23 protein-coding genes are annotated in these 25097 nt (G+C 44.3%); 12 read left to right on the forward strand and 11 right to left on the reverse strand.

The window, feature by feature from the left end:
* Positions 1-110 precede the first annotated feature (110 nt).
* Positions 111-833 carry an oxygen-insensitive NADPH nitroreductase gene (nfsA, locus tag G517_RS0114125; protein ID WP_028304949.1) on the forward strand — a complete coding sequence of 241 codons (723 nt, stop codon included), beginning with the start codon at positions 111-113 and terminating at the stop codon, positions 831-833.
* A gap of 21 nt (positions 834-854) precedes the next feature.
* Here the strand turns inward: nfsA and G517_RS0114130 are convergent, their stop codons facing one another.
* The 3 genes from G517_RS0114130 to dsbD all read right to left on the reverse strand — a co-directional run bounded on the left by G517_RS0114130 (position 855) and on the right by dsbD (position 4938).
* Positions 855-2300: an ATP-binding protein gene (locus G517_RS0114130; RefSeq protein WP_028304950.1), complete on the reverse strand. Its 1446-nt coding sequence runs from the start codon at positions 2298-2300 to the stop codon at positions 855-857.
* A gap of 1 nt (position 2301) precedes the next feature.
* A complete protein-coding gene (locus G517_RS0114135; protein WP_028304951.1) occupies positions 2302-2967 on the reverse strand; it encodes a response regulator in 666 nt (221 codons plus the stop codon).
* Positions 2968-3033: 66 nt separating this feature from the next.
* The gene (gene dsbD, locus G517_RS0114140; RefSeq protein ID WP_084632269.1) at positions 3034-4938 is read right to left on the reverse strand and encodes a protein-disulfide reductase DsbD; all 1905 of its coding nucleotides are present in this window, start codon (positions 4936-4938) and stop codon (positions 3034-3036) included.
* A gap of 279 nt (positions 4939-5217) precedes the next feature.
* On the opposite strand from dsbD, the gene G517_RS0114145 reads away from it, so the two are divergent.
* From G517_RS0114145 to G517_RS0114165, 5 genes are all read left to right on the forward strand, one after another.
* Positions 5218-5766, forward strand: a complete 549-nt coding sequence (locus G517_RS0114145; RefSeq protein WP_051206422.1) for a TlpA family protein disulfide reductase — start codon at positions 5218-5220, stop codon at positions 5764-5766.
* A gap of 11 nt (positions 5767-5777) precedes the next feature.
* Entirely contained in the window at positions 5778-5999 is a 222-nt protein-coding gene (locus tag G517_RS0114150; RefSeq protein ID WP_211224298.1) for a DUF4266 domain-containing protein, read from the forward strand.
* Entirely contained in the window at positions 5986-7305 is a 1320-nt protein-coding gene (locus G517_RS0114155) for a DUF3570 domain-containing protein (RefSeq protein WP_028304955.1), read from the forward strand. The genes G517_RS0114150 and G517_RS0114155 overlap by 14 nt, the downstream gene beginning before the upstream one ends.
* 184 nt (positions 7306-7489) lie before the next feature.
* Entirely contained in the window at positions 7490-8542 is a 1053-nt protein-coding gene (locus G517_RS0114160; protein ID WP_245543257.1) for an FAD:protein FMN transferase, read from the forward strand.
* Positions 8543-8818: 276 nt separating this feature from the next.
* Entirely contained in the window at positions 8819-10930 is a 2112-nt protein-coding gene (locus tag G517_RS0114165; RefSeq protein ID WP_028304957.1) for a methyl-accepting chemotaxis protein, read from the forward strand.
* A 104-nt stretch (positions 10931-11034) separates the two neighbouring features.
* Here G517_RS0114165 and G517_RS0114170 read toward each other — a convergent pair whose 3' ends face one another.
* Positions 11035-12555 carry a protein adenylyltransferase SelO gene (locus G517_RS0114170; RefSeq protein WP_028304958.1) on the reverse strand — a complete coding sequence of 507 codons (1521 nt, stop codon included), beginning with the start codon at positions 12553-12555 and terminating at the stop codon, positions 11035-11037.
* Between the two features lie 342 nt (positions 12556-12897).
* Here G517_RS0114170 and nhaD point away from each other — a divergent pair, with 342 nt between their 5' ends.
* The gene (gene nhaD, locus G517_RS0114175) at positions 12898-14151 is read left to right on the forward strand and encodes a sodium:proton antiporter NhaD (protein ID WP_028304959.1); all 1254 of its coding nucleotides are present in this window, start codon (positions 12898-12900) and stop codon (positions 14149-14151) included.
* 123 nt (positions 14152-14274) lie between these two features.
* Positions 14275-14754 (forward strand): YbjN domain-containing protein, encoded by a 480-nt coding sequence (locus G517_RS19340; RefSeq protein WP_051206423.1) that lies wholly within the window; start codon positions 14275-14277, stop codon positions 14752-14754.
* A gap of 90 nt (positions 14755-14844) precedes the next feature.
* On the opposite strand, the gene G517_RS21305 is transcribed toward G517_RS19340, so the two are convergent.
* The 6 genes from G517_RS21305 to G517_RS0114210 form a co-directional block, all read right to left on the reverse strand.
* A complete protein-coding gene (locus tag G517_RS21305; RefSeq protein WP_342662513.1) occupies positions 14845-15417 on the reverse strand; it encodes a succinylglutamate desuccinylase/aspartoacylase family protein in 573 nt (190 codons plus the stop codon).
* Positions 15418-15424: 7 nt separating this feature from the next.
* Complete coding sequence (locus tag G517_RS21310; RefSeq protein WP_342662514.1) at positions 15425-15910, reverse strand: succinylglutamate desuccinylase/aspartoacylase family protein; 486 nt, start codon at positions 15908-15910, stop codon at positions 15425-15427.
* A gap of 184 nt (positions 15911-16094) precedes the next feature.
* A complete protein-coding gene (gene rimK / locus G517_RS0114190) occupies positions 16095-17000 on the reverse strand; it encodes a 30S ribosomal protein S6--L-glutamate ligase (RefSeq protein ID WP_028304960.1) in 906 nt (301 codons plus the stop codon).
* Between the two features lie 139 nt (positions 17001-17139).
* The gene (locus G517_RS0114195; protein ID WP_028304961.1) at positions 17140-17595 is read right to left on the reverse strand and encodes an ATP-dependent zinc protease family protein; all 456 of its coding nucleotides are present in this window, start codon (positions 17593-17595) and stop codon (positions 17140-17142) included.
* Positions 17596-17881: 286 nt separating this feature from the next.
* Positions 17882-19189 carry an ATP-binding protein gene (locus G517_RS0114205; RefSeq protein ID WP_028304962.1) on the reverse strand — a complete coding sequence of 436 codons (1308 nt, stop codon included), beginning with the start codon at positions 19187-19189 and terminating at the stop codon, positions 17882-17884.
* Complete coding sequence (locus G517_RS0114210) at positions 19186-19842, reverse strand: response regulator (protein WP_028304963.1); 657 nt, start codon at positions 19840-19842, stop codon at positions 19186-19188. The genes G517_RS0114205 and G517_RS0114210 overlap by 4 nt, the downstream gene beginning before the upstream one ends.
* Before the next feature lie 487 nt (positions 19843-20329).
* On the opposite strand from G517_RS0114210, the gene G517_RS0114220 reads away from it, so the two are divergent.
* The gene (locus G517_RS0114220) at positions 20330-22372 is read left to right on the forward strand and encodes a methyl-accepting chemotaxis protein (protein WP_028304965.1); all 2043 of its coding nucleotides are present in this window, start codon (positions 20330-20332) and stop codon (positions 22370-22372) included.
* Between the two features lie 37 nt (positions 22373-22409).
* On the opposite strand, the gene G517_RS0114225 is transcribed toward G517_RS0114220, so the two are convergent.
* Positions 22410-23294, reverse strand: coding sequence for a LysR family transcriptional regulator (locus G517_RS0114225; protein WP_028304966.1), 885 nt, complete (start codon positions 23292-23294; stop codon positions 22410-22412).
* Positions 23295-23559: 265 nt separating this feature from the next.
* Here G517_RS0114225 and G517_RS0114230 point away from each other — a divergent pair, with 265 nt between their 5' ends.
* The 3 genes from G517_RS0114230 (at position 23560) to G517_RS0114240 (ending at position 25043) form a co-directional block, all read left to right on the forward strand.
* Positions 23560-24027 carry a PACE efflux transporter gene (locus G517_RS0114230; RefSeq protein WP_051206424.1) on the forward strand — a complete coding sequence of 156 codons (468 nt, stop codon included), beginning with the start codon at positions 23560-23562 and terminating at the stop codon, positions 24025-24027.
* Between the two features lie 360 nt (positions 24028-24387).
* The gene (locus tag G517_RS0114235) at positions 24388-24627 is read left to right on the forward strand and encodes an HP1242/YdcH family protein (RefSeq protein WP_028304968.1); all 240 of its coding nucleotides are present in this window, start codon (positions 24388-24390) and stop codon (positions 24625-24627) included.
* 101 nt (positions 24628-24728) lie between these two features.
* Complete coding sequence (locus G517_RS0114240) at positions 24729-25043, forward strand: TraR/DksA family transcriptional regulator (protein WP_028304969.1); 315 nt, start codon at positions 24729-24731, stop codon at positions 25041-25043.
* Positions 25044-25097: the final 54 nt, after the last annotated feature.

The following is a 25097-nucleotide window of genomic DNA, read 5'->3' on the forward strand; positions in this document are numbered from 1 at the left end:
TCCCTAAATTAGGCGCTGTTCGCTAGAAAAAAATCCGGTATGCTCCTTGAGCGCCGGATTTTTTTATCGCTAATCCATTGGTTTACCGAGCTATTCAGGGAGTTTGTACTATGAATAACACGATTGAAACGATTTTAGCACACCGCTCGATTCGTAAATTCACCGAGCAGAATATTAGCTCAGAAACTTTGACTACCCTGATCGATTGTGCTCGGGCCGCCTCATCTTCCAGTAATATTCAATGTGTCAGCATTATACGTGTTACTGATCCATCTCTGCGTGAGTCGTTAGTTGAGTGTGCCGGTGGTCAGGCTTATGTGGCTTCTGCGGCGGAATTCTTAGTATTTTGTGCGGACTTTAATCGTCACCAACAGATCAAACCTGATGCTAAGCTAGGTTTTACAGAGCAGATGTTGATAGGAGCGGTTGATAGTGCCTTGATGGGGCAGAACTGTTTGTTAGCGGCTGAATCTCTTGGTTTGGGTGGTGTGTATATTGGTGGTTTGCGTAATAACCCTGATAAGGTTTGTGAACTTCTAAAGCTGCCAGAACATGTTTTCCCAATGTTTGGTATGTGTCTCGGATACCCTGATCAGGAGCCGGGTAAAAAGCCTCGTCTACCGGAAGAACTGGTATTGCATACTAATGAATATCAAGCGCTAGATACACAGGTGTTAAGTGATTACGACCAAACAATGCGTGATTATTATGATATGCGCACCGGTGGTAAAGTGGATCAATCTTGGTCGGATCAAATCAGTACCATTCTGAGTAAAGAAGCTCGTCCTTTTATGAAGGACCGTCTTAATCAGCAAGGTTTCTGCAAGAAATAACGGCTTTAAATAGGCCGCAGGTTAACGATGCCTCGGTTTTTCCGAGGTATCGCTTTTATTTTTAGGAAAGATGATATTCACGCTAAGACCGCCGCCCTGGGTATTGGCCAGTTCAATTTTTCCCGAGTGCCGCTCGGTGATTCTTTGTACAATAGAAAGCCCTAAGCCTGCACCTGTTTCATTGCCTTCGCGGTAAAAGCGTTCTGTTAGCCGTGAAAAGCGTTCTGGGGATACTCCGTAGCCGTGGTCTTGAACAGTGAGGATGAATTCGTGTTCATTTTGCGCCCATAACACCTCAACCGTACTTTCCTCTGAAGAGAATTTAACCGCATTGGTAATCAAATTCTGCAGCACGATTTCTAACGCGCCATCTTCCATAATGTAAGCCCAAGAACCTTCTTTGTTTGCCCCGTGATTTACCGTTTCTAAACTGACATCAACCTTAGCCTGCCAAGCAATAGGCATTAGATCAGCGAGATAGTGGCGCGATGCTTGTAAAAGATTCAAACTACTGCGGCGAGCCTTGTTAATATCAGGATCTAAGCGCGCTAACGTTAGCAGCTGCCCTACAATGCGGGTTGAACGGTCAACTCCCCGTGTTAATTGCTCAAGGGCTTGATGCCTATCTGTGGCCGTTTTTGCATGAACAGCATTATCCGCATGAATTCTTAATACCGTTAAAGGGGTTCTCAGTTCATGGGCGGCATCAGCGATTAATCGTTGTTCACGGTCCAGCACCGTTTGGACTGCATCTAACAGTGTGTTTAACGCCTGTTGGATAGGTATTAATTCGCTAGGTGATTTTGATAATTGAATAGGATTTAGGTTATCTGGTGTGCGTTCTTTTATAAGACTGGTAAGCTCTTTTAAAGGTGAAAGCCCCCAGCCTACAGCCCACCAAAGAAGAGCCGCAAGAATAGGAATACCAATCACATCCGGGATCAGGGTTTGTAGCATTACCTTGCCAACTAGTTCACCGCGAACATCTTCTCGTTCAGCAACAACAACGGTAAAAGGGTAGCGTTCAGAGTGGGTTTTTAGTGTAAAAGTGATCCAAGTATCTTGGTACTGCAGAGTATTAAAGCCAATATGACCATTAGTCATAGGCGTTATAGGGCTGTTGATTGATCGCATTAAAAGCCGATCACCGTGCCATACCTGATAGGCTATTTTACCTTCATATTTATGCCCAACAGTACTCGCTCCAGCCTCAAGCAAGAGGGCATCCTCAAACGCTTGTTGTAGATGTTGTTCTTGATTGTTATCAAGGCCACTTTCGTGAATACCAATGACTAGCGCCTGAAGAATACGGGCATTTTGAGCCAAGCGAGCATCAAATATTTCTTCAATTTCATGGCTTGCATCTTTAAAGCTGGCAATGCCAATAAGTATGCTCATACCTGTCAATAGCAAGAGCACAATGGAGAGTATGCGCCGGCGAATCGAGGTGGAGCGAAAAGACGGCACGTTACATTTCCTCTTTGTCGATAACATAGCCAATGCCTCTTAAGGTACGAATAAGCTTAGGGAATAGCTTCTTGCGCAGATGATGAATATGAACTTCCATTGCGTTACTTTCGACCTCGCCATCCCAGCCATATAGCATTTGTTGGAGTGTATCTCGAGTGAAGACATGTCCTGGTTGGCAGAGCATTTCATGAAGAAGAGTGTACTCTCTACGGGTGAGCTCTACGGGAATACCGTCATAACACGTTTTTTGGCTGGAAGGGTCTAGTTCGATCCCGCGATACTTAATAATTGGCTGAGCTCGACCAGAGCTTCGACGCAGTAAAGCGCGTATGCGGGCTTTGAGTTCGGTCATCTCAAAGGGCTTAATTAAGTAGTCATCGGCTCCTGAGTCTAAACCATCAATTCTGTCTTGTACTGCATCTCTGGCCGTAAGAATTAGGATTGGGGTATTTTTCCCCTGGGCGCGTACTTGACGTAAAATAGATAGTCCATCAAGACGTGGTAAGCCTAAATCAAGAATAACCAGGTCAAAACAATCGGTTTCAAGAGCCTGTAGTGCTTGCAGGCCATCCGTAAGCCAGTCAACAGTATAACCTTCAGGCTTTAGGGCAACTTGCAGGCCTGAGCCTAAGCCTGAATCATCTTCAACAAGAAGTACGCGCATTATTCGAGTGCCTATTTAATGACTAAAAAATGAAGGTATTTCAGCCAATGTATATCGGGTGATATCTTAACGGGAACGCACGGCCTTAACGTGACGGATAAACTGCTCAAGATTAATTTCCCCCTGAACACGAACGACGGTTTCATCGCTCTGCGTACTATTTTCTTTGTTGCGATTTATGAGCTTTTGGTTAGTCTCAGCGGGGTAAAAAAGTAAGCTAGGCGGCCCAAAAAGTCCATGTTGCTGTAAAAAAGCCATCTGTTTTGGTGTGCTGTCTGTGATATCCAATTGAAAAAAAGCAGCCTCTTGAGCCAACGCTTGGGCTTCAGGCTGACGAAACACATCACGTTCCATCACTTTGCAGCTGGCACACCAGTCTGCATATAGGTCAACGACAACGGGCTGTTTTTTATGACGGGCTTGTTTTATGGCTTGGTGTATTGCCGTAACTGAATTATAACGAGTGAATAGTGGCTTTACTTCAAATGGTATTGATTGTCCCTGAATTCGTGCAGATGCATGAGAAAAATCTAATGGTTTTAATGGATCATCCTGCCCTGCAAGCCCCGCTAGCATAAGACAGATGCCGTAGACCATTAATGCAATGGATAATCCTCTTCGAGTTTTACCCCAAGGGCTTAAGGGTTCAAGCTGACCAAAATTGCCCAGATGAACGGCGTAGGTCATCGCAAGAAGAGACCAGAGTAAAAGAGTGCTATTTCCCGGTATTAAACGGCTGAGCAGGCTGATAGCAACACCTAACAGCAAAACACCAAAAAAGGCCTTAACATCTAACATCCAGTTGCCTGCACGAGGTAGCCATTGACCACCACCAACCCCGACTAGAATGAGTGGTGCTCCCATGCCTAGGCTTAGAGCAAACAGCGATGCACCGCCAAAAAATGCATCGCCTGTAGTGCTGATATAAACTAATGCACCAGCTAAAGGGGCAGAAACACAGGGTGAAACAACTAATGCAGATATCAGCCCCATAAGGGCAACACTGATATATTTACCCCCTCTATGATTCTTTCCCATAAGATTTAAGCGATCGCGAAGAAATGCGGGAAGTTGCAGTTCATAAAAACCAAACATAGCCAGTGCTAGCGCAACAAAAAGAATAGAAAAAATAACCAGAGCGGCAGGACTTTGTAACGAAGCCTGTAGATTCATTTGGGCACCAAAATATCCGACCAAAACCCCTGTCAGAGTATAAGCCACTGCCATACCTAGCACATAAGCCGTAGATAAACCTATCCCTCTGCGTAGCGTTATATTCTCCCTTTGACCTGCGATAATCCCCGCAAGTATCGGAATCATAGGGAGTACGCAGGGGGTTAATGCTAAGCCAAGGCCTAGTATGAAAAAGGTGAGCACTACCCAATAACCATCAGCCCCGATTAACATGGTGGTAATGGCTCCAGCGTCATCCTCTAGCGTAGGATTGACGGTGGGTGTTAGTTCCGCTGCAAGGGCTAGTTTAGCAGGGTTAACTTTGAGCATTTTTCGTTGAGGCGGATAGCACAACCCGTTTTCAGAACAACCTTGATAGTTCAACCAAATTTGATCGGATAACGGCAACACCTTAATCGTTAATTGATGATGAAAGACTTGAACAAGACCAAAATTAGGATCGTCTTTCTCTTCTGGTGTACTCAAAAAAACTACGTTGTTAATGGTTTCTTTTTGCTTATTGGTTACGTTAACTCTGTGCTGATAGAGATAATATCCCGGCGCAATCTTCCAATTTATCGTTAACGAACCATCGTGGGTCTGTTTGGACTCAAGGCGAAATGCCTGTTCCGGTGATAAAAACGAAGTATCTACCTCACTTTGTCTGTCTAGCTCTGAGCGAGCATGGCTTGTAGTTGATAATAAGACGAGGACACAGATCAAAAACAGTCGTATTGCCTGCCTTATAGCTTGATTGAACACATGGTTTAGTGGGCGGCTGAAAGTAAGAAACGTCATTAGATCCTCTTAATATCCCTGAGACAGATCAAGCATAAAAACAGATGATTCATACATAAAAAACGAGATAACCCTCGTCGAGCCGAAGGTGGGCTTACATATGTTTGTATGAGGCATTTGTCACTGAATTTAGTGTTATCTTCTGCCTGTAATCTTAAGAATTTCTTAATTAATAATTTACAACTCTTAAGAAATTCTTAAGTTTTCTACGGGACAATTCAGCTAAAACCAAGATGACAAAATTAATCATCGGTTATTGCTATGACAGGGAGTTCCTATATGTCTTCTTTACTCAAAAAATCACTGATCAGTGTTGGCCTTGTGCTAACACTTTCTGGTGCCCCGTTAATAACTTATGCCGTGGATATAGAGCCGGCAGATCAAGCTATTTATGCGCCAATGGCACAGGTGTCGCTACCGGATATAAACGGTGGCTCTGCTACCTTAGCTGATTACAGAGGTCAGGTAGTCTTAGTGGATTTTTGGGCCTCTTGGTGTGGGCCGTGTCGCCAATCTTTTCCTTGGATGAATCAGTTACAACAGCGATACGGCGCTGAAAGTTCGTACGGGGATAAAGGCTTAAAAGTGGTGGCTATTAATTTAGATCAAGATGCAGAACTGGCTCGGGAGTTCTTACAGGATATTCCTGCACAGTTCACGGTACTGCTGGATACTGAGGCTCAATTACCTGAGGCCTATGGCGTTATAGGAATGCCGTCCAGCTACTTAATTGATCGCAACGGTAAGGTTCGTGCTCAACATATCGGTTTCCACCAAGATCGTTTGGATGGCTATGAAGAAACTCTCAAAACCTTGTTAGCTGAGTAGGAGTACTAATCATGCAACGAACCATTATTTTATCAACGCTGCTGTTCAGCATGTTACTGGCCGGATGCTCAAATCTAGGGGTGAAACCTTGGGAGCGGGATATTTTGGCAAAACAGGAGATGCAGCTAATTTCTGATCCAGTGGAAGCCGGTTTAGACGATCACATTTATTTTAGTAAAGAAGCCACCAGTGGTGGACGAGGATTTGGAGGTGGTGGCTGTGGCTGTAATTAAAAAAAATAATCGACTAACAGGAATGCTTGCCTCTGCCGGTTGTGCGCTGCTGTCAGGACTCCCTACCCAAGCTCAGGCCGCAGAGTTAGATCTCTGGGATTTTGATACGGCCACTTTAATTTATGCGGAAGGTGATGGGCGGGTCAGCGCCTTAGAGCCGGTTATCAGTGCCACTCGTAATTTTGATAGCGAAACGAAGCTAAACCTAAAGCTTGCTATTGATACCTTAACCGGCGCATCACCTAATGGCGCAACGCCTTCCGATCAGGCTCAGACCTTTGCTCGACCTTCAGGAAAGGGTCGTTACACCATATCCGAGGGCGAGCAGCCACTGGATGATACCTTCAAAGATGGTCGTGGTGCTTTTTCTGCAACCTGGTCTGCGCCGATTAATCGAGACTGGGCTTACACTGCCGGTGGCTACCTTTCTTCTGAGCATGACTATCAATCGCTAGGCGCAAACGGTAGCGTTTCTCGATATTTGAATCAGAAGAATACGACCTTAACGTTTGGTATGAATCTTTCCTCAGATACCCTGAACCCAGAAGGTGGCTTGCCTGTCGGTCTAAACCGTGTGCCTACGTTTGGTAGTACAGCATTCAGCACCGACTTTGATAACAGCCGTGATGGATCATCGGATAATAAACAGGTGGTTGATATTATTCTGGGACTGACTCAGGTCATTGACCGTAAAACCCTAGTGCAATTTAACTACTCCTTAAGCGCCAGCTCTGGTTATCTGAATGACCCTTACAAGATAGTCTCTGTGATTGATGATGCCAGCGGAGCAAATTATGGTGGTCATTATCAGCTTGCCGGTAATAATCTGTATCTGTACGAGAAACGACCTGACTCACGCTTGAAGCAAGCATTGTTTTGGCAAGGTAAGCGCCAGCTAAACAACGGTGATATTCTCGACTTGAGCTACCGCTTTATGTTTGATGATTGGGGGATAAACTCTCATACACTAGACCTGCGTTATCGTTGGAATCTGGGTCAGCATTATTTGGAACCGCAGCTACGCTGGTATAGTCAAAGTGCAGCGGATTTCTATCAGCGATATGTTACGGCTAGTGAGTATCCCGCATTAGACGACGTGAGTGCTGATTACCGTTTAGGTGATCTAGATACCTATACCATTGGCTTAAGGTACGGCTATCATTTAAGGGAAGGTAAAGAACTGTACACTCGTGTGTCTTTCTACCAGGAAACGAATACAGGCCAGTCAGGTATTGGTAAGTTAAGCCGTCAGGAGTTATATCCTGATAATACTGCCGTGATGATGACGGTTGGTTATCGCTTTTAAGGCGAGTGTTTAAGCATGCCTTTCCGCGTGTTTCTTGCCAAGTTGCCTCTCCGGTCTCATTTTGATGATGATTATAATGGTATAAATAAAAAAAGAAGGTTTCTTACACTTTGTTGACTGAAGGGTAGGAAACCTTTTTGATTGAATCTTGATTAATTTAGACTTGTCAGCCGAGAGCAATGGAATGAATGAAACCTCTGAGCTATTACCTATCCCACCGCTATCTCCCCAAACATTAGCTACCAAGCTGTCCGCTAGCCAGCCATCCGCCAAAAAGTCCAAACTAGTGATAAAGCATGGTAAGCATCCTGAGCCTGAAATAGGCTATCAGCAGAATTTTTTTCAAGTCTCGTTTTATGCCATGGCAAGTGATTGTGAATTACTGATAGACCTGCCGGAATCCCGTATTGGATTAGCAAAACATCTAGCAGATATTGCCATTAGAGAAGTTTGGCGAATAGAACAGAAATATAGCCGTTATCTCACTGACAATGTTTTTGCGCAGATGCACAAGTACCCTGGTAGCTGGCAAAAAATTGATGATGAAACCTATCGGTTATTGGAATTTGCTGATCAAGGTTGGCAGATATCCGATGGTTTATTTGATTTAACGTCGGGTATTTTACGAAGGGCTTGGACTTTTAATGGTGGCGATCAGTTACCAGAGTCTAAGGATATTGAGGCACTGTTACCGAGTATTGGTTGGTCTAAATTGGATTTTAGACGACACGGTCATCAGGCTCAATTATTACTCCCAAAAGGTATGGAGCTTGATTTTGGTGGTATCGCTAAAGAGTATGCCGTCGATAGAGCACTGGGCTTGATGCTTTCGCATGTTCAGGAAGAAAAAATTGAAACGTCACTGCTGGTTAATTTAGGTGGAGATATGGCCTGCAGCGGCCCAAGAATAAATGGTGATAGTTGGAAAGTTGCTATTGAGTGCCCTGATATCACTGAAGGGTGTGATAAAAGCTCTCTTGCCTTACTCAGCTTATCCGGTGGTGGTTTGGCTACCTCCGGCGATAGTCAACGCTATCTATTAAAAGACGGTATACGCTACAGTCATGTTTTAAACCCTCAAACGGGTTGGCCCATTCAAAATACCCCACGCTCCATCACTGTTGCCGCACCTAGTTGCGCACAAAGTGGCTTAGTTGCCACGCTAGCCTTATTACATGGTAAGGAGGCAGACGTGTTCCTGAAGCAAACGGGCTTAAAATATTGGTTGGTGGAGTAATGCTCACAGTGAATCATTTAAGTTAAGCACTATTTTTTATAAATTCGATATCCGTGCTGTCATTGGGTTGTAATGTGCTAGCCATAAATTAGAAAACATTGTATTAATATGTAACCAAGTTGGGTTTTCTGCTGGGCTATCGCTTTGATGCGTTTTAATGGAAGGTCTATGAAGGGTGCTGTGGAAAAATAATACCTAAGTAAATGTCTTCATGGATGAAGCCTAAATATTAGGTTTATAAATACTGAATTTATAAATATTAGGTTGGTGAGTCTTATGAAAAGCTGGTCATTGAAAAGCAAGCTGTTACTTTTTTCTATAGGTATTTTAGTTTTGGCGCTTGGGGGGATGACCTGGGTTGGTACGAGCGCCATGAATCATACGTCAAAAGAGGTTGTGCATCAGATATCGGTTTCAAGTCAGGATCGGGTTTTTGCTATTCTTGAGCAAGCGTCACAGCGCGTTGCAAGTGACGCAACGAGTTATATGAACCGTGCGTTTGATACGCCTGTTGCCATGAATAAAATTGTTAGTGGTACTTTGGATGATGAGAACCTTAAGTTCTCCCGTGAGCAAATACAGCTACTGGCAGGCCAAGCTTTAATTGCGAATACATTAGTTAGCTCAAGTTATATTCAATTTGAGAAGAATGGCTACGATGGCCGCGATCTTGAAATGATGGGTAGTGGTGGCCATACGACATCCATTGGTACATTAGAGACCTATTGGGTTCGTGAGGGTTCTAAGATTGTTCACTATGGTACGAGTAATCCCCAAGGAAAGTATTCTAAGGCTCTTAATGAATTAGGTGATCGGGAATCCGAATGGTATTTATGCAGTTATGAGAGCAGTAAGACCTGTATTGTTGAGCCTTACCTTTACGAGATTGAGCCGGGCAAAAAAGTTTTAATGACCAGCTTAGTGACGCCATTATTAAAGAACGGACAGTTTGTCGGGGTTGCTGGCTCGGATATTAACTTGCCTGAGTTGCAAACGTTAATGGAAACGATGGCTGGTGAACTGTTTGATGGTGAAGCTGAACTTCATCTGATTACCGGAAAAGGGCGGATTGTTGCTAGTAGTCAGTTTAAAAGCCGCCTATCACACCCACTTTCTGATGCGGATCAGGCATTTTCTCAGAATCTGCAAGGCAAGTTTGATACGACGCTTAAGTATCAAGGGCTTCTGGTCTCAAGTCGTAAAGTGCATATTGATGCGGCCAATACCGATTGGCAGCTTATTATGACCGTACCGGAAAGCGTCGCTTTTGCGGGGGTTAATAAACTAAAAGAAGGCTTACAAGCAGATGTTCGTAAAACACTGGGCACTCAGCTAACGTTCTCATTAGTTGCGATTGGTATTGGCGCTGCGGTTATTATCCTTTTTGTCGGCACGATTACACGACCACTGAATCAGATGCGAGATCGAGTCTTTAATTTAAGTAGTGCTGACGGGGATCTAACTCAAACGCTGGATATTGAAAATCATAAAGAGCTGATTGCAATCAGCCAAGGGATTAACCAGTTTATTGCTAATCTCCGTGAGATGATTTTAGAGTTGCAGAACCAAAGCTTACAGGTTCAAAAGCAAACCAATTTATTGAGTGAAGCGACAACCATTACCAGTGAGACCATTGCACGGCAAACATCAGAAACAGACAGTGTTGCCACCGCAATGGAAGAGATGGCCTCGACCAGTGCTGAAGTGGCTCGATTAGCCGCAACCAGCGCCGAAGGTACTCAGCTTTCAGAAACGATCCTTAGTGGTACACAAGAAAGCTTTGATCACAGTGTTTCTCAAGTAAGAAATATTGCTGAAGCTTTAGAGAATAACAGTAGACGTATCATGGGTATTTCTGACCGCAGTAATGATATTAACCAAATTGTTGGGGCGATCTCTGATATTGCAGATCAAACGAATTTGTTGGCCTTAAACGCAGCCATTGAAGCGGCTCGGGCTGGTGAGCACGGTCGAGGCTTTGCGGTTGTTGCCGATGAAGTCCGCAACCTTGCGGCGAACACCCAGAAATCGACAGAAGAGATTAACGAGCTGGTTAAAAGCTTGCAGAACAACGTGCAGGAAGCGGTGGATGAAGTTAACAACAACCGTGAGCGCACCGAGAAAACAACTGAGAGTATTGCTGAAAGTGTCGAAAGTTTGAAAGAGCTGGCCACTCAAGTCAACCTGATTGGCGATAACACGGTGCAGGTTGCTTCTGCTGCAGAAGAGCAAAGCCAAGTGAATAGTGAGATTAGTCGTAGTATTGTCGGGATTGGTGATACCGCTAAAGAGCTGAATGATCAAGCGCAAACTATTGACGGTGTACGCCAAGAGCTGACTAAAGTCGTTGGCTTATTGGATGATCAACTCAGTCGCTTAAAGGTGTAGCAAGAAGCTAAAACCGGTAAACATGCCAACCGGCCCTGTGGGCGGTTGGCATTATTTATGCGCGATAATGACCTGAACACGGTCTATTTATCAGCCCAGATATATCAAGATGAACAACTTAAACTGATTCCCGAAGCCCATTGAGGGGCCGGGCCTACATACTGTTCCAGCACCTTGTGTTTGTTAAAAGGATCACGGAGTAAAATCAGTAGCTCGTTCACTCGTCCCATATCCCCTTGATAAGCCCGTTCAATCGCTTCCTGTGCCATATAGTTACGCAATAAGTATATTGGATTGACCTTTTGCATGGCGGTTAAGCGTAGGGCGGTGTCAGAGTTCTCAACCAGTAAACGTTGATGATAGCGATCAAGCCAAATCTCAAACGCCTTTGCTTGCGTTGTTATTCCCGCCAGCTTGTGCCGTTGTTCCTTCTCCGGTGTTTCACTCAATAAGCGAAAGAACAGTGTGATATCCGTTTGTTGTGCTTCTAATAAGCGCCAAAGCTCATCAATGAGTTGTTGATCCCCTTGATCCTGTTTGGGGTCTACCGAAAGGCCTAAGCGTTGACGCATTAAGTTGAGATAACAGGCCTTGTAATAACCTGAAAACTCAGCCAGTTCATACTCCAACAAACCCTGTGCCGTCTTGGCCTCTTCTGCGCCGTCACCGGTCACTAAGGGCATAAAACACTGGGCTAAACAGAATAGGTTCCAGAGCATGATGTCGGGCTGGCGCTTAAAAGCATATCGGCTTTGATGGTCTGAATGGTTGCTCACCTGATCCGCTTTATAGCTATCCATAAATTGAAACGGGCCAAAGTCGAAGGTTTCGCCAATAATCGACATGTTATCGGTATTCATCACGCCATGAACAAAACCGTAGGCCTGCCATTGAGCCACTAAACTGGCGCTGCGTTGAATGATCTGCCGAATCAGCAGTAGTGGTGGGTTATCACTTTTAGCACAGTCGGGGTAATAGCGGTCTATAACATACTGGCTAAGCTGCTGTAACTCGTTAAAACGATGGCTATGGTACAGGTGTTCAAAATGACCAAAACGGATATGGCAAGGTGTCACCCTTAATACTGTGGCACAAGGTTCAGGGAAACCATCCCGAATAACGGTATCCGATGATCCCACAAGACAAAGGGCCTCCGTGGTTGGAATACCTAAGCCCGCCATAGCCGCACCGGCTAAATACTCACGAATACTCGAACGTAAGACTGCGCGTCCATCTCCAAAGCGTGAATAGGCGGTTTTACCGGCGCCCTTAAGATGAAAATCCCTAAGAAGACCATCAGGGCCAAGGTGTTCGCCCAGTAATAAGCCACGACCATCTCCCAGCTGAGGGTTATAAGCACCAAACTGATGGCCCGTGTATTTCATCGCAATCGGCTGGCTGCTATTAAACAGGCGACTTCCTGAACCAAATTCAGCCAGTTCATCAGGATGAAGCGTACAGAGGTCTAGGCCGAGTTTATGGGCCACATCACTGTTCACACTCACCAAGTATGGATTACGCAGTGGCGAGGGTTGAACCTGTTGATAGTGATGGTCAGGTAGCTGCTGGAAGTGGCTTTGCAGGCTTAAATCACTAAGAGGTGTAGGTGTACGTTGACCGGTCATATAAAAGGCTCTAGCGGTGAAGAAAGTAATGACAATAAAGTAATGGCAATAAAGCGAGCAGCATCATCACAACGTGTTTAATGACTTATATCATAGTGTTTTACTCGGAATTGTCTGTTCACCTAGAGCTATTGGTCTAGGATTATGGGTTGCTATCAGCCTAATTTAGGCCTGACAAGCTGTTGAGTTAGCAGTATAGGTCGCTTGATTAAAAGAAATACCTCGGAAGACCTATACCGAATTGAACCGCTTTGACCTTATAATCTCGGCACTAAAAAATTGCCGCGCTGCATCAAATGGCTTTGCAGCAAAAAATAAGACTAAAAATCTAAGAAGGCCCCCATGACTGAGCTACTGCACACATGCCTTATAGCGCTCGCTTTTCTAGCGTTGTTAGGCGTGGTTTTTGAAGAAGTAATCCATATCAATAAAGCCAAAGTGACCCTGTTTCTAGGAACAGTATCTTGGCTGCTGATGTTTATCTTTCCTGAAAATGATGCCGCTTTATTGCGTATTGAGGAAGGCTTATCGGAAAGTATCTCTGAGATCGCCGAACTTTGGCTGTTCTTAGTGGCTGCAATGACCTTTGTTGCTTACTTGAACAAGAAAGGATTGATTCAGAATCTTATCTACCTGTTCCTACCTGCCCGAATCTCTGAGCGTATGTTGCTGGTGCTGACAGGTTTATTCTGTTTTATCTTTTCCTCCATCGCCGACAACATAACCGCAACACTGGTCTCCGCTGCTTTGATTTTGTCTCTTAATTTAGAAGCAAAGAAGACGCTGCGTTTTGCTGCCCTTGTGGTTTTTTCGGTTAACTCTGGCGGTGTCGCCTTAATTACCGGTGATGTCACCACCTTGATGATCTTTCTGTCTGGCCATGTCGGTGTTTTGCAGTTGCTCTATCTATCACTGCCTGCTCTGTTAGGGGTTATTACGCTGACGTTGATGCTCTCCTATGGTTTAAAAGGCGAGGTGTTGATTGAGAAAAAGATGACGCCAATTCGTCGAGTGGATTTAGTGATTGGTATGATTTTCCTCAGCACCATTTTATTGACGATTGTATTCAATGCTCTGTTCCATGTGCCACCGATGTTAACGTTCCTTGCGGGTATGTCGCTGATGTTTTTGGTGGCTCGCTCTTATGATGATGACGATAACGAAGATCCTATTATGGATTACATTCGAGTCATCGAATTTGAGACCCTGCTCTTCTTCCTTGGTATTTTGTTGTTAGTGGGTATGTTGAAAGAGATTGGCGTGCTGGAATCACTGGTTAATCTGTATGAGATGATGCCGCCGGTAATGGCTAATTATCTGATGGGCGTGCTATCTGCTGGTATTGATAACGTACCACTGACGGCAGCAGTATTAAAATCCGGTATCAATATGAGCACCCAGGATTGGATGGGCTTAACTTATGCTGTTGGTGTGGGTGGGTCGTTACTGATCATCGGCTCTGCGGCGGGTATTGTGATGATGAGCAAAATTGGCGCCTTAACTTTTGGTCGTTATGTCCGCTTTATTTTACCGCTGTTGATCGCCTATACCGTTGGCTATGCGGGTTCTTGGGTTCTGGGTCACTGGATGTTCTAACGGGTCAACCTAGGAAAGACTTAACCGTGTCTTTCCTAGGCTAAAAACAGCCAGCCCGTTATAATAAGAATATTAGACCAAACGATCTCAATACTCGGTCTTATAAGACTTATCGAGGATATTATGGAACCCCTTTTTGTACCTGATAGCGATCAGGTCAGACGCTGGTTAAACGAAGGTTCAACCACTAATTATATCTGTGAGCACTGCGATGGCTTACATTTGACCGACCTACAACAGTTAGATGGTGTGCTTGATAGCCGTATTTTTGTTGAATCGGATCATCTGGTGCTGACCACAGAGGTGGAGTTAAGACCTACGGCACTGTTACCTCTAACCATAGAAATGGGTCGTATCAATATTGCATTTCCTCATCTTAAGGTGTTTGTCGAAATTACCGATGAAGCACTGCCAAAGTTGGTGATGATGGATACACTGCATACCCGCGCGGGTGTTTCTTTTAGCCAGTTCCGTCATTTTTTACTTAATGTGATGGAATACACACGTCAGCTTGTGGATGACTGCCAAAATATGGGGGTGATTACCTACCCTAGTGGCCCAAGCGGTGATGACGATGAGGATGAAGGCGAATATCTGCACTAATATCTATATCATCTATATCGACAGATTTGATATTCGATCTCCCCATAGGCTTAAAACACCTATGGGGGATATTATAGATTCTAGCCGAATTTAAGAGATAATAGGTGCTAGATCCGGTTGCTGTGGCGGCTCCATTGGGGTATCGGGTTCTAGCTCACCGGTAAAGGCTTCAACCTGATCGACGATATCACTGGCATCTTCTTTGAAGCGTGCAATATGAAACAAGGCTTCACCTTCATGCACCAGCGGCAGGTTTACCCGCCCAATAACAATGCCCTCGCAAGGCGCGGTCACTTCTACCTCAAACTCTCCCATTGGGTCAGCCACTAAAGCAATAACACTGCCTTTTGTCGTGCGGGCACCCAAGGGTAGTAATGTCCGTAAAATACCGCTACTAGGTGAGCGAATCCAAAGCGAGTTCAACGCCACGGTAGGTTCTTGAGGTTCTGTTTTACGCCGTGTTTTACGAATCATACCTAGCTGGCGCATCACATTGACGATGCCGTTCATTCCAGCTCGAATACAAACCTCATCAAAGCGCAGGGCTTCACCTGCTTCGTATAAGACTATCGGGATACCTCTGTCTTCCGCCGCTTTACGAAATGTGCCTTCTTTGCTCTCGGAGTGCAAAATAACAGGCAAGCCAAAGGCTCTAGCCATCATCGTGCAGTCAGGATTTTTTTGGATCAAAGCGGATTTGTGGCAGATTTGCTCTGTGCCGTGCCCCAGTATGTAAATCAATACCGTGAGTGGCGTGGCAAACAATTTTGTTCATAAAACTGTGGGCTAAACGACCGGCTAATGAACCTTTGGCAGACCCTGGGAAGCTGCGGTTAAGGTCCCGACCATCGGGCAAATAACGGCTGTGGGCTAAAAAGCCATGAACGTTAACAATGGGGACAACTAAAAGCGTGCCGGATAAACTGTTAAGTTGGCGCAGCTTTAATAGGCGACGAATGATCTCAACACCGTTGAGTTCATCACCATGAATGGCAGCAGACACCAGTAAAACAGGGCCGGGCTTTTTACCATGAATGATCTGTACGGTAAGGTCGACGTCTGAGTTCGTGACGAGTGCCGCAACAGGGATATTGAGTGTGCGACGTTCACCGGGAAGGATAACCTCTCCGTTGATTTCCAGAGGGTTTGCTTTCATGCATTTAGGCTCCAAATGAGCGATTTTCTGGCAGGCTTAAAACCTGATTCTTCTTCTCTTCTTTTTTAAAGACTATTTTTTCTTGGTGGTGCTATAAATTGGTCGTGCTATAAAACCGCCTCTTTATTCTTTGATAAAAAGAGAAATAAATAAGGCGGGTTTTGAGGACTCTTAAGCGAGAGGCTTAACCTTTACCTCGGGTCTTCGTATTATTTGGGCGAGCATTTAGCTCAATAAACTCAATAATCATATTGGCAATATCTTTGTTGGTTGAGTTCTCAATACCTTCAAGACCCGGTGATGAGTTAACCTCCATGACCAAGGGGCCACGGTTAGAACGTAAAAGGTCAACGCCTGCAATATTTAAACCCATACACTGTGCCGCTTTAACTGCAGTTGCCCGCTCGTCTGGAGTTAGTTTTGTTAGCTGTGCGGTGCCTCCACGGTGCAGGTTAGAGCGGAACTCGCCTTCGGCTGCCGTACGTTCCATTGCCGCAACAACTTTTTTACCAATCACAAGACAGCGCACATCAGAGCCACCGGCTTCTTTGATAAATTCCTGTACAAGGATATCGGCTTCAAGTTCACGGAAAGCATCAATCACACTTTCAGCGGCCTTACGTGTTTCTGCTAGAACAACGCCTTTACCTTGTGTTCCCTCTGTCAGTTTGATCACTAGCGGTGCGCCACCGACTAAATCAATTAGCTCTTTGGTGTTATCAACGCTATGGGCAAAACCGGTTTTTGGCATGCCAACACTTTTTCGGGACAGTAGTTGCAAAGAACGTAACTTGTCACGGGAGCGCCCTAGTGCAATAGATTCTGTCAGGGTGTAAGCGCCCATCATCTCGAATTGGCGAATCACCGCTAAGCCGTACTGTGTTACTGATGCACCAATACGTGGAATGATGGCATCAAAACCCTCTAGTTTCTCACCTTGGTACCATACTGCCGGTGATGAGGAGGTAATATCCATATAGCACTTTAGAGTGTCGATAACCTGAACCTCATGGCCTCTGTTCTTGCAGGCTTCCACTAAACGGCGAGTGGAGTAAAGTCTTGGGTTGCGTGACAATATGCCAATTTTCATAAGGCTTCCTTTTAAATGAGGTATCACAAGGGAAAAAGATTTAGCAGTTTATTCTTAATCATTATGATGAGATTGATAATGTACTGTATTGATTAGGGCGTTAATCTTTCCGGTGCCGCTTAGACTAGAGGGGCTTAGGTTAGGGATCGATAGGGGTCGAACAAGCATAGGATAGATCAGAATCAACTAAAAAATGCCCACGTAATGCCGTGCGACCCAATAACATGCGATAAGCCATACTTTCGCGGTCTGTCAGAGTAATCTCAGCTAATACTCGCTCATCACCAATATGCAGCTCTGTTTCTATCACATAGCGCTCTTCTGTATGTCCACCGGAGTCACTAACCGGACGACGGTCTTTTATGGGGGCTTCAACAATAAGCTCTGGCTGTTGCTCTTTTCGTACTGGGTGCAGACCAAAGCGTACCCAATCCTTGCCATCCTTACCGATGAAAGGTTCTACAAAAAAGGCGTGAATGGCAGAAGTCCTAGCACCGGTATCTACTTTTGCAATCACTTCTTCTACGCCTAAAGCAGGAATAGAGATCGCTTCACGCCAACCAACCACTCGTTTTTTTGTTGAATATTCGGTCATATTTTTTCCTTACTGCCGAGTGCCATCTTTTATGAGTTTAGATGACCTTCGAGAAAAATGCGCTCAAGATTAACGTTAAGTGTACTAAGGATTTGTTACAAGGTGAGACGCAAAAAAGATGCGGCATTCTATGACGGTTAAACCTGCCGTCAATAAAAAAATGCTAGAAAGGATAAAATATATTATTCACGGGTTGATTCCCCTGAAAATTGAGCGCGTTGAAGCTTATTATTGATGTTTATGTTGAGACTTATTATTGAAGCCTGCGGATGTGTTGCCAATGCCCTTAACAGTCTGGTGCAATGCAAACCGTTAAACCAGGGTTCTTATCATGAAGTGTTATTGTTAGGCCGTGCAAGGCTGCAATCTGGCTGCAAATTGATAGCCCAAGTCCAAGGCCTTCACTACGTTGATCTTGACGAGTAAAAGGCTTCATCATTTGTTGTCTCTGGTGCTGTGGAATACCTGGGCCGTTATCTTCTACCCTTAGCTGCCAGCTTTTATCAGTTGATGTCAGGGTTAGGGTCACCTGGTCTGTCCCTGTTGCATGGCGCAAGGTGTTTAATAGCAGATTTTCAACCAGAAGCGTTAACAGGGTCGGATCACCTTGCAGTTGGGTATCTTCCAAATGGCTGTTAAAGGTGATGCTTGCTGCTGTAAATTTTGAACTAAGACGATGGCTTAAATGTTGTAGCGGTTCTTTCAGGTTAAAGCTTTCACAATGTTGCTGCCAGCTTGAAGCCTCCAGTCTGGCTAGGGTTAAAAGTTGTTCTACCACACGAATTAAACGATCGACTTCTTGTCGCATGGCCTGTGTATCTAAATCAGGTAAAGAAAGCTCAAGTTTAAGCGTGGTCAGGGGCGTACGCAGTTCATGGGCAACATCACTGGCAAAACGTTTTTCCCGGTTTAAGGTTTGTCCAATCCCCTTAATCAGGTGGTTCAGGCTATTGGTGATCTCCTGTAGTTCCACCACAGGGCTGACCTGAGGCATAGCGCTCAGGTCTTCTGCATCACGTTGGCGAAGCTGCCCGGCCAGGCGACTCAGGGGGCGTACAACTAAAGCCAGCAACACGATCAGTATGAGAAGACTTAAAATATTGCCGATCAAAATGGGCATGATGACATCTTCTGTCACATCTGATTTGATATCCTCTGCCAGATCATCACGGCGCAGCAGCTTAATCAGCAGATCACCTTCCCGCAGTTGGTAACCTTTCCAGATATGATCCTGATATTTTATTTGAGTCAGCCCTGTTTGTGTGCTGCCAAAGCTTTTGGGAAAGCCAAAATTACTGGTATACCAGCCTTCTTTCATGTGTTCGACGGAGATTAAAAACGTGTCTTCGTCATCATCAATAAACGACTCACCAAGAAATTCTTTTAATTCATCCGGCTCTATGTGGCCTTGGTTGATTAAGCGGGCCAGCAGTTGTGTTTGTTGGTGAATGTCTTCATAGAGTAACTCACTTAACTCGTCATCCACCGCCAACCAGGTGACAAGAACACCGGCAAAACCCGTGAGCAGAATGCTAAGGCCCAGAACAAGAGCCAATTGGCTGAGTTTAAAATGCCGTTTAAGGTTGAGTTTCATAGATTGACCAGCCTGAAGCCCCGACCACGTAGCGTCTCAATCCGGTTTTTACCCAGTAAACGACGCAGGGCATGGATGTAAACATCAAGAGTATTGGATTCTGCCTCACTGCCAACACTGTAGAGCTGCTGAATTAAGCGATCACGGGATACTGGCTTATCGCCAGCGTGCATTAACACCGTGAGCAGCTCGTATTCCTTTCGGGGCAGGGACAGGGGTTGGCCACTAAGATAAAAAGTTTCTTTGGATGGATCAAAGGATAACTCACCACAGGTAAGAATAGGGCTTGCCTGCCCAGCCGCCCGACGCAGCAGAACACGGATTCGAGCTAATAATTCTTCTGGTTCAAAAGGCTTCACCAAATAATCATCGGCACCGGTATCCAGGCCTTTGACTCTTTCATCTAAGGCATCCCTTGCGGAGATAATTAATACAGGAAGCGAGCATTCTTCTTTCCTGAGTTGAGTCAGGTAATCCATACCATCACCATCGGGCAGGCCTAAATCCAGCAGTAATAAAGAATACTCAGAGGCTTGTAAATGAGCCTTGGCCTGCTCTAAGGAGCGCACCCAATCAACACGATAATGGGGTTTGAGCAATCGCAGCAAAACATTGCCCAGCGGCAGGTCGTCCTCGACCAATAACAGATACATGAAGGCGTCCTTAAGGTGTTGTCCTTAGAAGGCTGGCTGTTTGTTGAGCTAGCCTTATTTTCTCGATCACATTTGAATGCATGTAAAAAAACAGAAGGTATTTTACTAAAATGCAGACAAAAATACGCTATTTTATCGATACTCTATTGTTATCAGTGGTTGAATCTTGTTATCGGCGGCTGCTTCATTTTGTCCTGTTTGGTTTCTACAGTGGTTATTATTGGCTTTTTGTATGGATGTTTTTGTTATTTGACGTTATTTATTTGGTCTTTTTAGGATTATTTTTATTATTTATCAATTGTGTGTTTTTAATTATTTTTCACTTTTAAATATATTTTTTTATTTATAATAAAAAAACTGTTTTGAGTTAAAAAAACATTAAGGTATCAGTGCTTATTAAATAATAGACTTATAATCTGTAGGCTGATAATAATGCTCATTATGGGGTGTAAAAGCTTGGGTTCTTTATACAAGGGCGTTCTAAATAATGCTGAACTACTTTCAGAATAAATCGCTAGCGGCACAGTTGTCTTTAGTTATTGCGGGTCTTTTGATCATCGCTAATTTGATTATGACAACAGTGCTAACTCGATCAGCAAAGCAGGAGTTAGAGCTAGAAGCTCAGGATACACTGCGGCATCAAAGTCAGATGGTTTCAGGGTTGCTTGAGTTTTATTACCAAGATAGCTTCAATAATGCTAAGCGCTTGTCTGATATCTTCTTCAAAATGTTTCCTGACGGGCTTAGCCAGACCTCTCAGATGGTACAGGTTGCAGATTATCATACACAGGCACTTGTTGATGAAGAGGGTGTTATTAATGGCAACTTTAGTAAACCGGATCAATTTACTCGGATGACCGGTGGTAATGCGACTGTTTTTGCTCGCCATGGTGATGATTTTTTACGCATTAGCACTTCCCTTAAAAAGCAAACAGGCGAACGGGCCTTTGGTACCTTATTGGGTACAGGGCATCCCGGCTATCAAGATTTAATGGCTGGAAAAACCTACTCAGGTGTTGCCCATCTCTTTGGTCGAGATTATATGACTATCTATCGCCCTATTCAGAAAAAAGGCCAGACGATTGCGGTGTTATATATTGGCTTTGATTTAACCCATGGCTTAGTTGAGTTGCGAAAAACTCTAGCGAAGATGAGAGTTGGCTCAACAGGTTATGCAACGATAGTTGCTGGCGCAGGAAGTAAAGAACCCGGGCGAATTCTAATGCACCCAACCCTTGAAGGGCGTAATGTTTTAAGTGTTAAGTTAGAAGATGGTACAAGCGCTTTACAGGAAATAATACAACAATCCGCCGGTGTTTTAAGCTATGAATACCTCGTTGACAATGAGCCTGCACGGGAAAAAATAGCCGCCTATCACGGTATCAAAGGTTGGGGCTGGGTAGTATTGTTGGGCAGCTACACCGATGAGTTTGCCAAGGCCAGTATTATGCTTCGTAATATGATGATGTGGCTTATGGGTCTTAGCACCCTGATTATTATTAGTATTTGCGGCATGTTGTTATACCGCCGTCTAGCCCCTTTAAATAAAGTAACTCAAGACCTTATCTTCATTGGTAAAGGGCGTTTAGATATTATCCCCAGTGATATTGAAATTGCTGTAGGCTGTAATAATGAAACACGTCTTTTGCGTAAAGCCACTAAAGAGATGCATACGGGACTGAAAGATCTTGTGGTGCAGCTTGGAGATGCTTCAAAAGCATTGAAAGATAGCGTGGTTAAGGTGCAAACAGCCAGCGGTAATACCGAGGACGCGGTTGATGAACAATCTATGGAGATCCAGCAAGTCGTTACGGCTATGGAAGAGATGACCGCGACGACCTCTGATGTTGCTAATAACGCTCGAAACTCAGCTGATATGACGGCTCAAGGGCAAGATATTGCAGGTAAAGGGTGTAATGCTTCGGATCTTATTCACGCCAGTATTGAATCTCTTGTGACAGAAATGCAGCAAGCGTCAGACTTGATACAGAGCGTGTCAGAGGAGAGTAATAATATTAGTGCCTTTATGGCCACTATTAGCGAAGTAGCGGATCAAACTAACTTATTGGCTTTGAATGCGGCGATTGAAGCGGCTAGGGCTGGTGAATCAGGTCGAGGTTTTGCCGTGGTTGCTGATGAAGTACGTACTTTAGCTGGGCGTACGCAAAGTGCTACCTCTGAGATTACTCTACTTGTTGGTCGGCTACAGAGTAAAATTGATCAAGCTGTACACGCTATTGCATCAAGTCATAACGCCTCTCAAGAGAGCCGTGACCGTACCGGTGATGCTCGGGCATCTTTGGCTGAAATTAGTGATTACATGTCCAATATTGCTGATATGGGGCGTAATATTGCATCTGCCGCAGCCCAGCAAGCGGCAGTGGCTGAGAGTGTTTCCCAAAGCCTGCACAATATTCACTGCCTGTCCGATCATACTCGTACTCAAAGTGACGATAGTGTTAGTGCCAGTGAGGACTTAGAACGGGTGGCTAATGATATTGAGCAGAAGTTAGCGCGTTTCCAGCTTTAACATGAGAAGGCTGATTATAAACAAACCGTGTATATCGCTACCGTAAATTCAGCTTAAAGCAGCGCTCTAGCAGCCATTGGCCTCCTTTGCCTAAGGGTTTGTGTTTGGTCCAAACCACATCAATACCCTGCAAGGAGGCATTCTGTTGATAGATACGCTTTAGGGCGATTAATGAACCTTGGGCCAATTGCTCCTTTACCACTGATTCATGCAGTGATGCCCAGCCAAGCCCTGCGCTTAACAGCTCTGCAATAACAAAAGGACTTTCGGCATACCATACTTTCGGGCTTAGGATCTGCTCTTCATGGCTGGTATCTTCTAAATCAAGGCTGCGGGGCACGAGTTGGCGATAGCTTCTTAGATCGCTGTGGCTGACCTGCTTCAGTTTTGCTAGCGGATGATTTTTGCTACATACCGGTAGCTTACGAGAATGGCCTATACCTCGAAACATAAAGCCTTTTGGATAATGCTCCTGTTCCATCATAAGACCTAAATCCGCACGGCCATTTCTGAGTAGCGTTGCCACATCACTGGTGCCAGGATCGAGTAGCTCTAGCTCAATATAGGGAAAAATCTGTTCAAACTCGACCAGTAATTCGACTACAGGCAAGGCGGATACGTTTTGCTCAATCGCGATACATAAATGGCTTTCCTCCCCTGCATTCATGGCCATCGCCTTAGCGATAAAATCAGCATGGCTTTCTATAATCGCATAGGCCGATTTTAACAAGGTGTGGCCCTCCTCTGTGAGCACGGGGCTGCGCTTGCTTCGATCAAATAGCTCAACCCCAGCCTCAATTTCTAGGTTGATAACGGCGTTACTAATCGCAGATTGAGCTTTTTTTAGACGTCTGGCGGCGGCAGAAAAAGAACCTGTTTCTGCGGCGGCAATAAATGCATTCAATTGGTCTGGTTGAGGCATGGCGTTGGCTCTTGGATGATTTGGTCTTATCTATCTTTTTAAATCTATCTGTTTTTAAGATAGATTCTAACTTTGTTTTATCATAAATAGCCATAGAATACCTATCCATAGAGTATCTGTTTATTTCAAGCTGAGTCTTTTTTTAAGCAGATCATCCTGTATTTTTTAAGTTATACGGTAAAAAACAATATAGTTTTGCAGTGTGCCAAGTTATTTACTTGGTTAATCAGTACTTAAGAATAGGCTTGGGGATAGGAGAGTCAAAATGGCTGACAAAGAAATTGTAATTCGCTCTGGCTTAGATCGTGTTCGCTATGTGCTGGGCTTTGAAATATTTTTATTACTGTTTCTGGCTCCCGCTATCGCGTTTGTTTTTGATAAAGACCCTTTGGACACCGGTGCGTTAACACTCATTCTTGCGGCTAAAGCGATGGTTATTAATATCATCTATAACTATTTCTATGACCAGTTTGATGTAAAACGTGGCGTAGTACCCACGGAGCGTACGGGCCGTCAACGGGTGGGGCATGCGGTTGGATTGGAAATTGTCCTGACGATCACTTCGCTGCCTATTGTGGTTTGGTGGCTTGATATTGCTATCTGGCAGGCATTGGTGATGGACTCTGCGGTTATGGCCTTTATCGTCTTTTACACCATGGGCTTTACTTGGATTTATGATCGTGTTTTCCCCGTGCATCAGCCAAAGTCTGTATCTGATTTTGTGGCAGGCTAGTTCGTATTAGGAATTTTTCATATAATTGCTTTTGTTAAAGTTTACACCCGTGTATTAATGACCCTAGATAATTAAATTATCTGGGGTTTTTTTGTACTTAAAACAGGTCAAAAAAGAATAAAATCTTCAGTTGAGCTATTCAGGCAGAACACTTGAAGAGTGGAGAGCACACCCTAATAGTCTTACTGACAGTCGCTTGATTTTAGGCTACCAGTATTTGATATAAATCAATACACTGGCGCTTAAGAGGCGTAATCTGAAGCTATAAACATGGTTTAGATTCTGACTGGGAAACAGTCAGTCAATTACTGCTAACACCTTGTTATCATTGAGTTATTTTATAAAAATAAGGAGTATACAATGCCAGTTGAACATCATGATCTTTTAAGTGAACTGCCAGAATTTAAAGAACAGATTCATGAGCTTAAAGTGAACAATGCTCATTTTCGGAAACTGTTTGATGAATATCATGGGCTAACCAAAGATATTGAAAATATGGAAACAGAGCAAAGTCCTGCTCCGACAGAGGTAGAAGAAAAGGCTAAGTTACATCGTTTAAGTTTGAAGGACGAAATGTTTGCTATGCTCAAGCAAGCCTGATTGCAAATAGGTTAAGGCCGTTACCTCTGCTTAGCCGGAGTTAACGGCTTTTTTGTTTCCTAAGCATTGCATTGTTTTATACGGATGCCAAAAGGTAGGTTATGGATATTCAAGCGATCAAAGACAAATTGACTCATGAGTTAGATGTACTTAATGCACGTTTAAAGCATGTCGAAAAAGATGTGGCGCAAGCTCACTCCAGTGACTTTCAGGAGCAGGCTCAAGAGCGTGAGAATGATGAAGTACTCGATGAAATTGGCAATGAAACGCTGCACAGTATTGAGCAAATAAAATTTGCATTAATGCGCATTGATACTGGTGAGTATGGTGTCTGTGCAAATTGTGGCGATGATATTGCCAAAGAGCGTCTGCTTATTTTGCCAGAAAGCACACTCTGCGTGAAATGTGCAGATTGAACGGATTTTATTTGATAGTGGCTTTTTAATTCAATAGGCGGGCATCGCTCAATG

Source organism: Oceanospirillum maris DSM 6286, assembly GCF_000422865.1.
GTDB classification, from domain to species: domain Bacteria; phylum Pseudomonadota; class Gammaproteobacteria; order Pseudomonadales; family Halomonadaceae; genus Oceanospirillum; species Oceanospirillum maris.

Excerpts from the sequence above, each read along its gene's own strand:
- nfsA (WP_028304949.1), top strand. The coding sequence starts at position 111 with ATGAATAACACGATTGAAACGATTTTAGCACACCGCTCGATTCGTAAA.
- G517_RS0114210 (WP_028304963.1), bottom strand. The coding sequence starts at position 19,842 with ATGTATCTGTTATTGGTCGAGGACGACCTGCCGCTGGGCAATGTTTTG.
- G517_RS21310 (WP_342662514.1), bottom strand. The coding sequence starts at position 15,910 with ATGAAAGCAAACCCTCTGGAAATCAACGGAGAGGTTATCCTTCCCGGT.
- G517_RS0114195 (WP_028304961.1), bottom strand. The coding sequence starts at position 17,595 with ATGACCGAATATTCAACAAAAAAACGAGTGGTTGGTTGGCGTGAAGCG.
- G517_RS0114160 (WP_245543257.1), top strand. The coding sequence starts at position 7,490 with ATGAATGAAACCTCTGAGCTATTACCTATCCCACCGCTATCTCCCCAA.
- G517_RS0114165 (WP_028304957.1), top strand. The coding sequence starts at position 8,819 with ATGAAAAGCTGGTCATTGAAAAGCAAGCTGTTACTTTTTTCTATAGGT.
- G517_RS0114135 (WP_028304951.1), bottom strand. The coding sequence starts at position 2,967 with ATGCGCGTACTTCTTGTTGAAGATGATTCAGGCTTAGGCTCAGGCCTG.
- G517_RS0114240 (WP_028304969.1), top strand. The coding sequence starts at position 24,729 with ATGGATATTCAAGCGATCAAAGACAAATTGACTCATGAGTTAGATGTA.
- G517_RS0114220 (WP_028304965.1), top strand. The coding sequence starts at position 20,330 with ATGCTGAACTACTTTCAGAATAAATCGCTAGCGGCACAGTTGTCTTTA.
- G517_RS0114205 (WP_028304962.1), bottom strand. The coding sequence starts at position 19,189 with ATGAAACTCAACCTTAAACGGCATTTTAAACTCAGCCAATTGGCTCTT.
- G517_RS0114170 (WP_028304958.1), bottom strand. The coding sequence starts at position 12,555 with ATGACCGGTCAACGTACACCTACACCTCTTAGTGATTTAAGCCTGCAA.
- nhaD (WP_028304959.1), top strand. The coding sequence starts at position 12,898 with ATGACTGAGCTACTGCACACATGCCTTATAGCGCTCGCTTTTCTAGCG.
- G517_RS0114145 (WP_051206422.1), top strand. The coding sequence starts at position 5,218 with ATGTCTTCTTTACTCAAAAAATCACTGATCAGTGTTGGCCTTGTGCTA.
- G517_RS19340 (WP_051206423.1), top strand. The coding sequence starts at position 14,275 with ATGGAACCCCTTTTTGTACCTGATAGCGATCAGGTCAGACGCTGGTTA.
- G517_RS0114225 (WP_028304966.1), bottom strand. The coding sequence starts at position 23,294 with ATGCCTCAACCAGACCAATTGAATGCATTTATTGCCGCCGCAGAAACA.
- rimK (WP_028304960.1), bottom strand. The coding sequence starts at position 17,000 with ATGAAAATTGGCATATTGTCACGCAACCCAAGACTTTACTCCACTCGC.
- dsbD (WP_084632269.1), bottom strand. The coding sequence starts at position 4,938 with ATGACGTTTCTTACTTTCAGCCGCCCACTAAACCATGTGTTCAATCAA.
- G517_RS0114230 (WP_051206424.1), top strand. The coding sequence starts at position 23,560 with ATGGCTGACAAAGAAATTGTAATTCGCTCTGGCTTAGATCGTGTTCGC.
- G517_RS21305 (WP_342662513.1), bottom strand. The coding sequence starts at position 15,417 with ATGATGGCTAGAGCCTTTGGCTTGCCTGTTATTTTGCACTCCGAGAGC.
- G517_RS0114150 (WP_211224298.1), top strand. The coding sequence starts at position 5,778 with ATGCAACGAACCATTATTTTATCAACGCTGCTGTTCAGCATGTTACTG.
- G517_RS0114235 (WP_028304968.1), top strand. The coding sequence starts at position 24,388 with ATGCCAGTTGAACATCATGATCTTTTAAGTGAACTGCCAGAATTTAAA.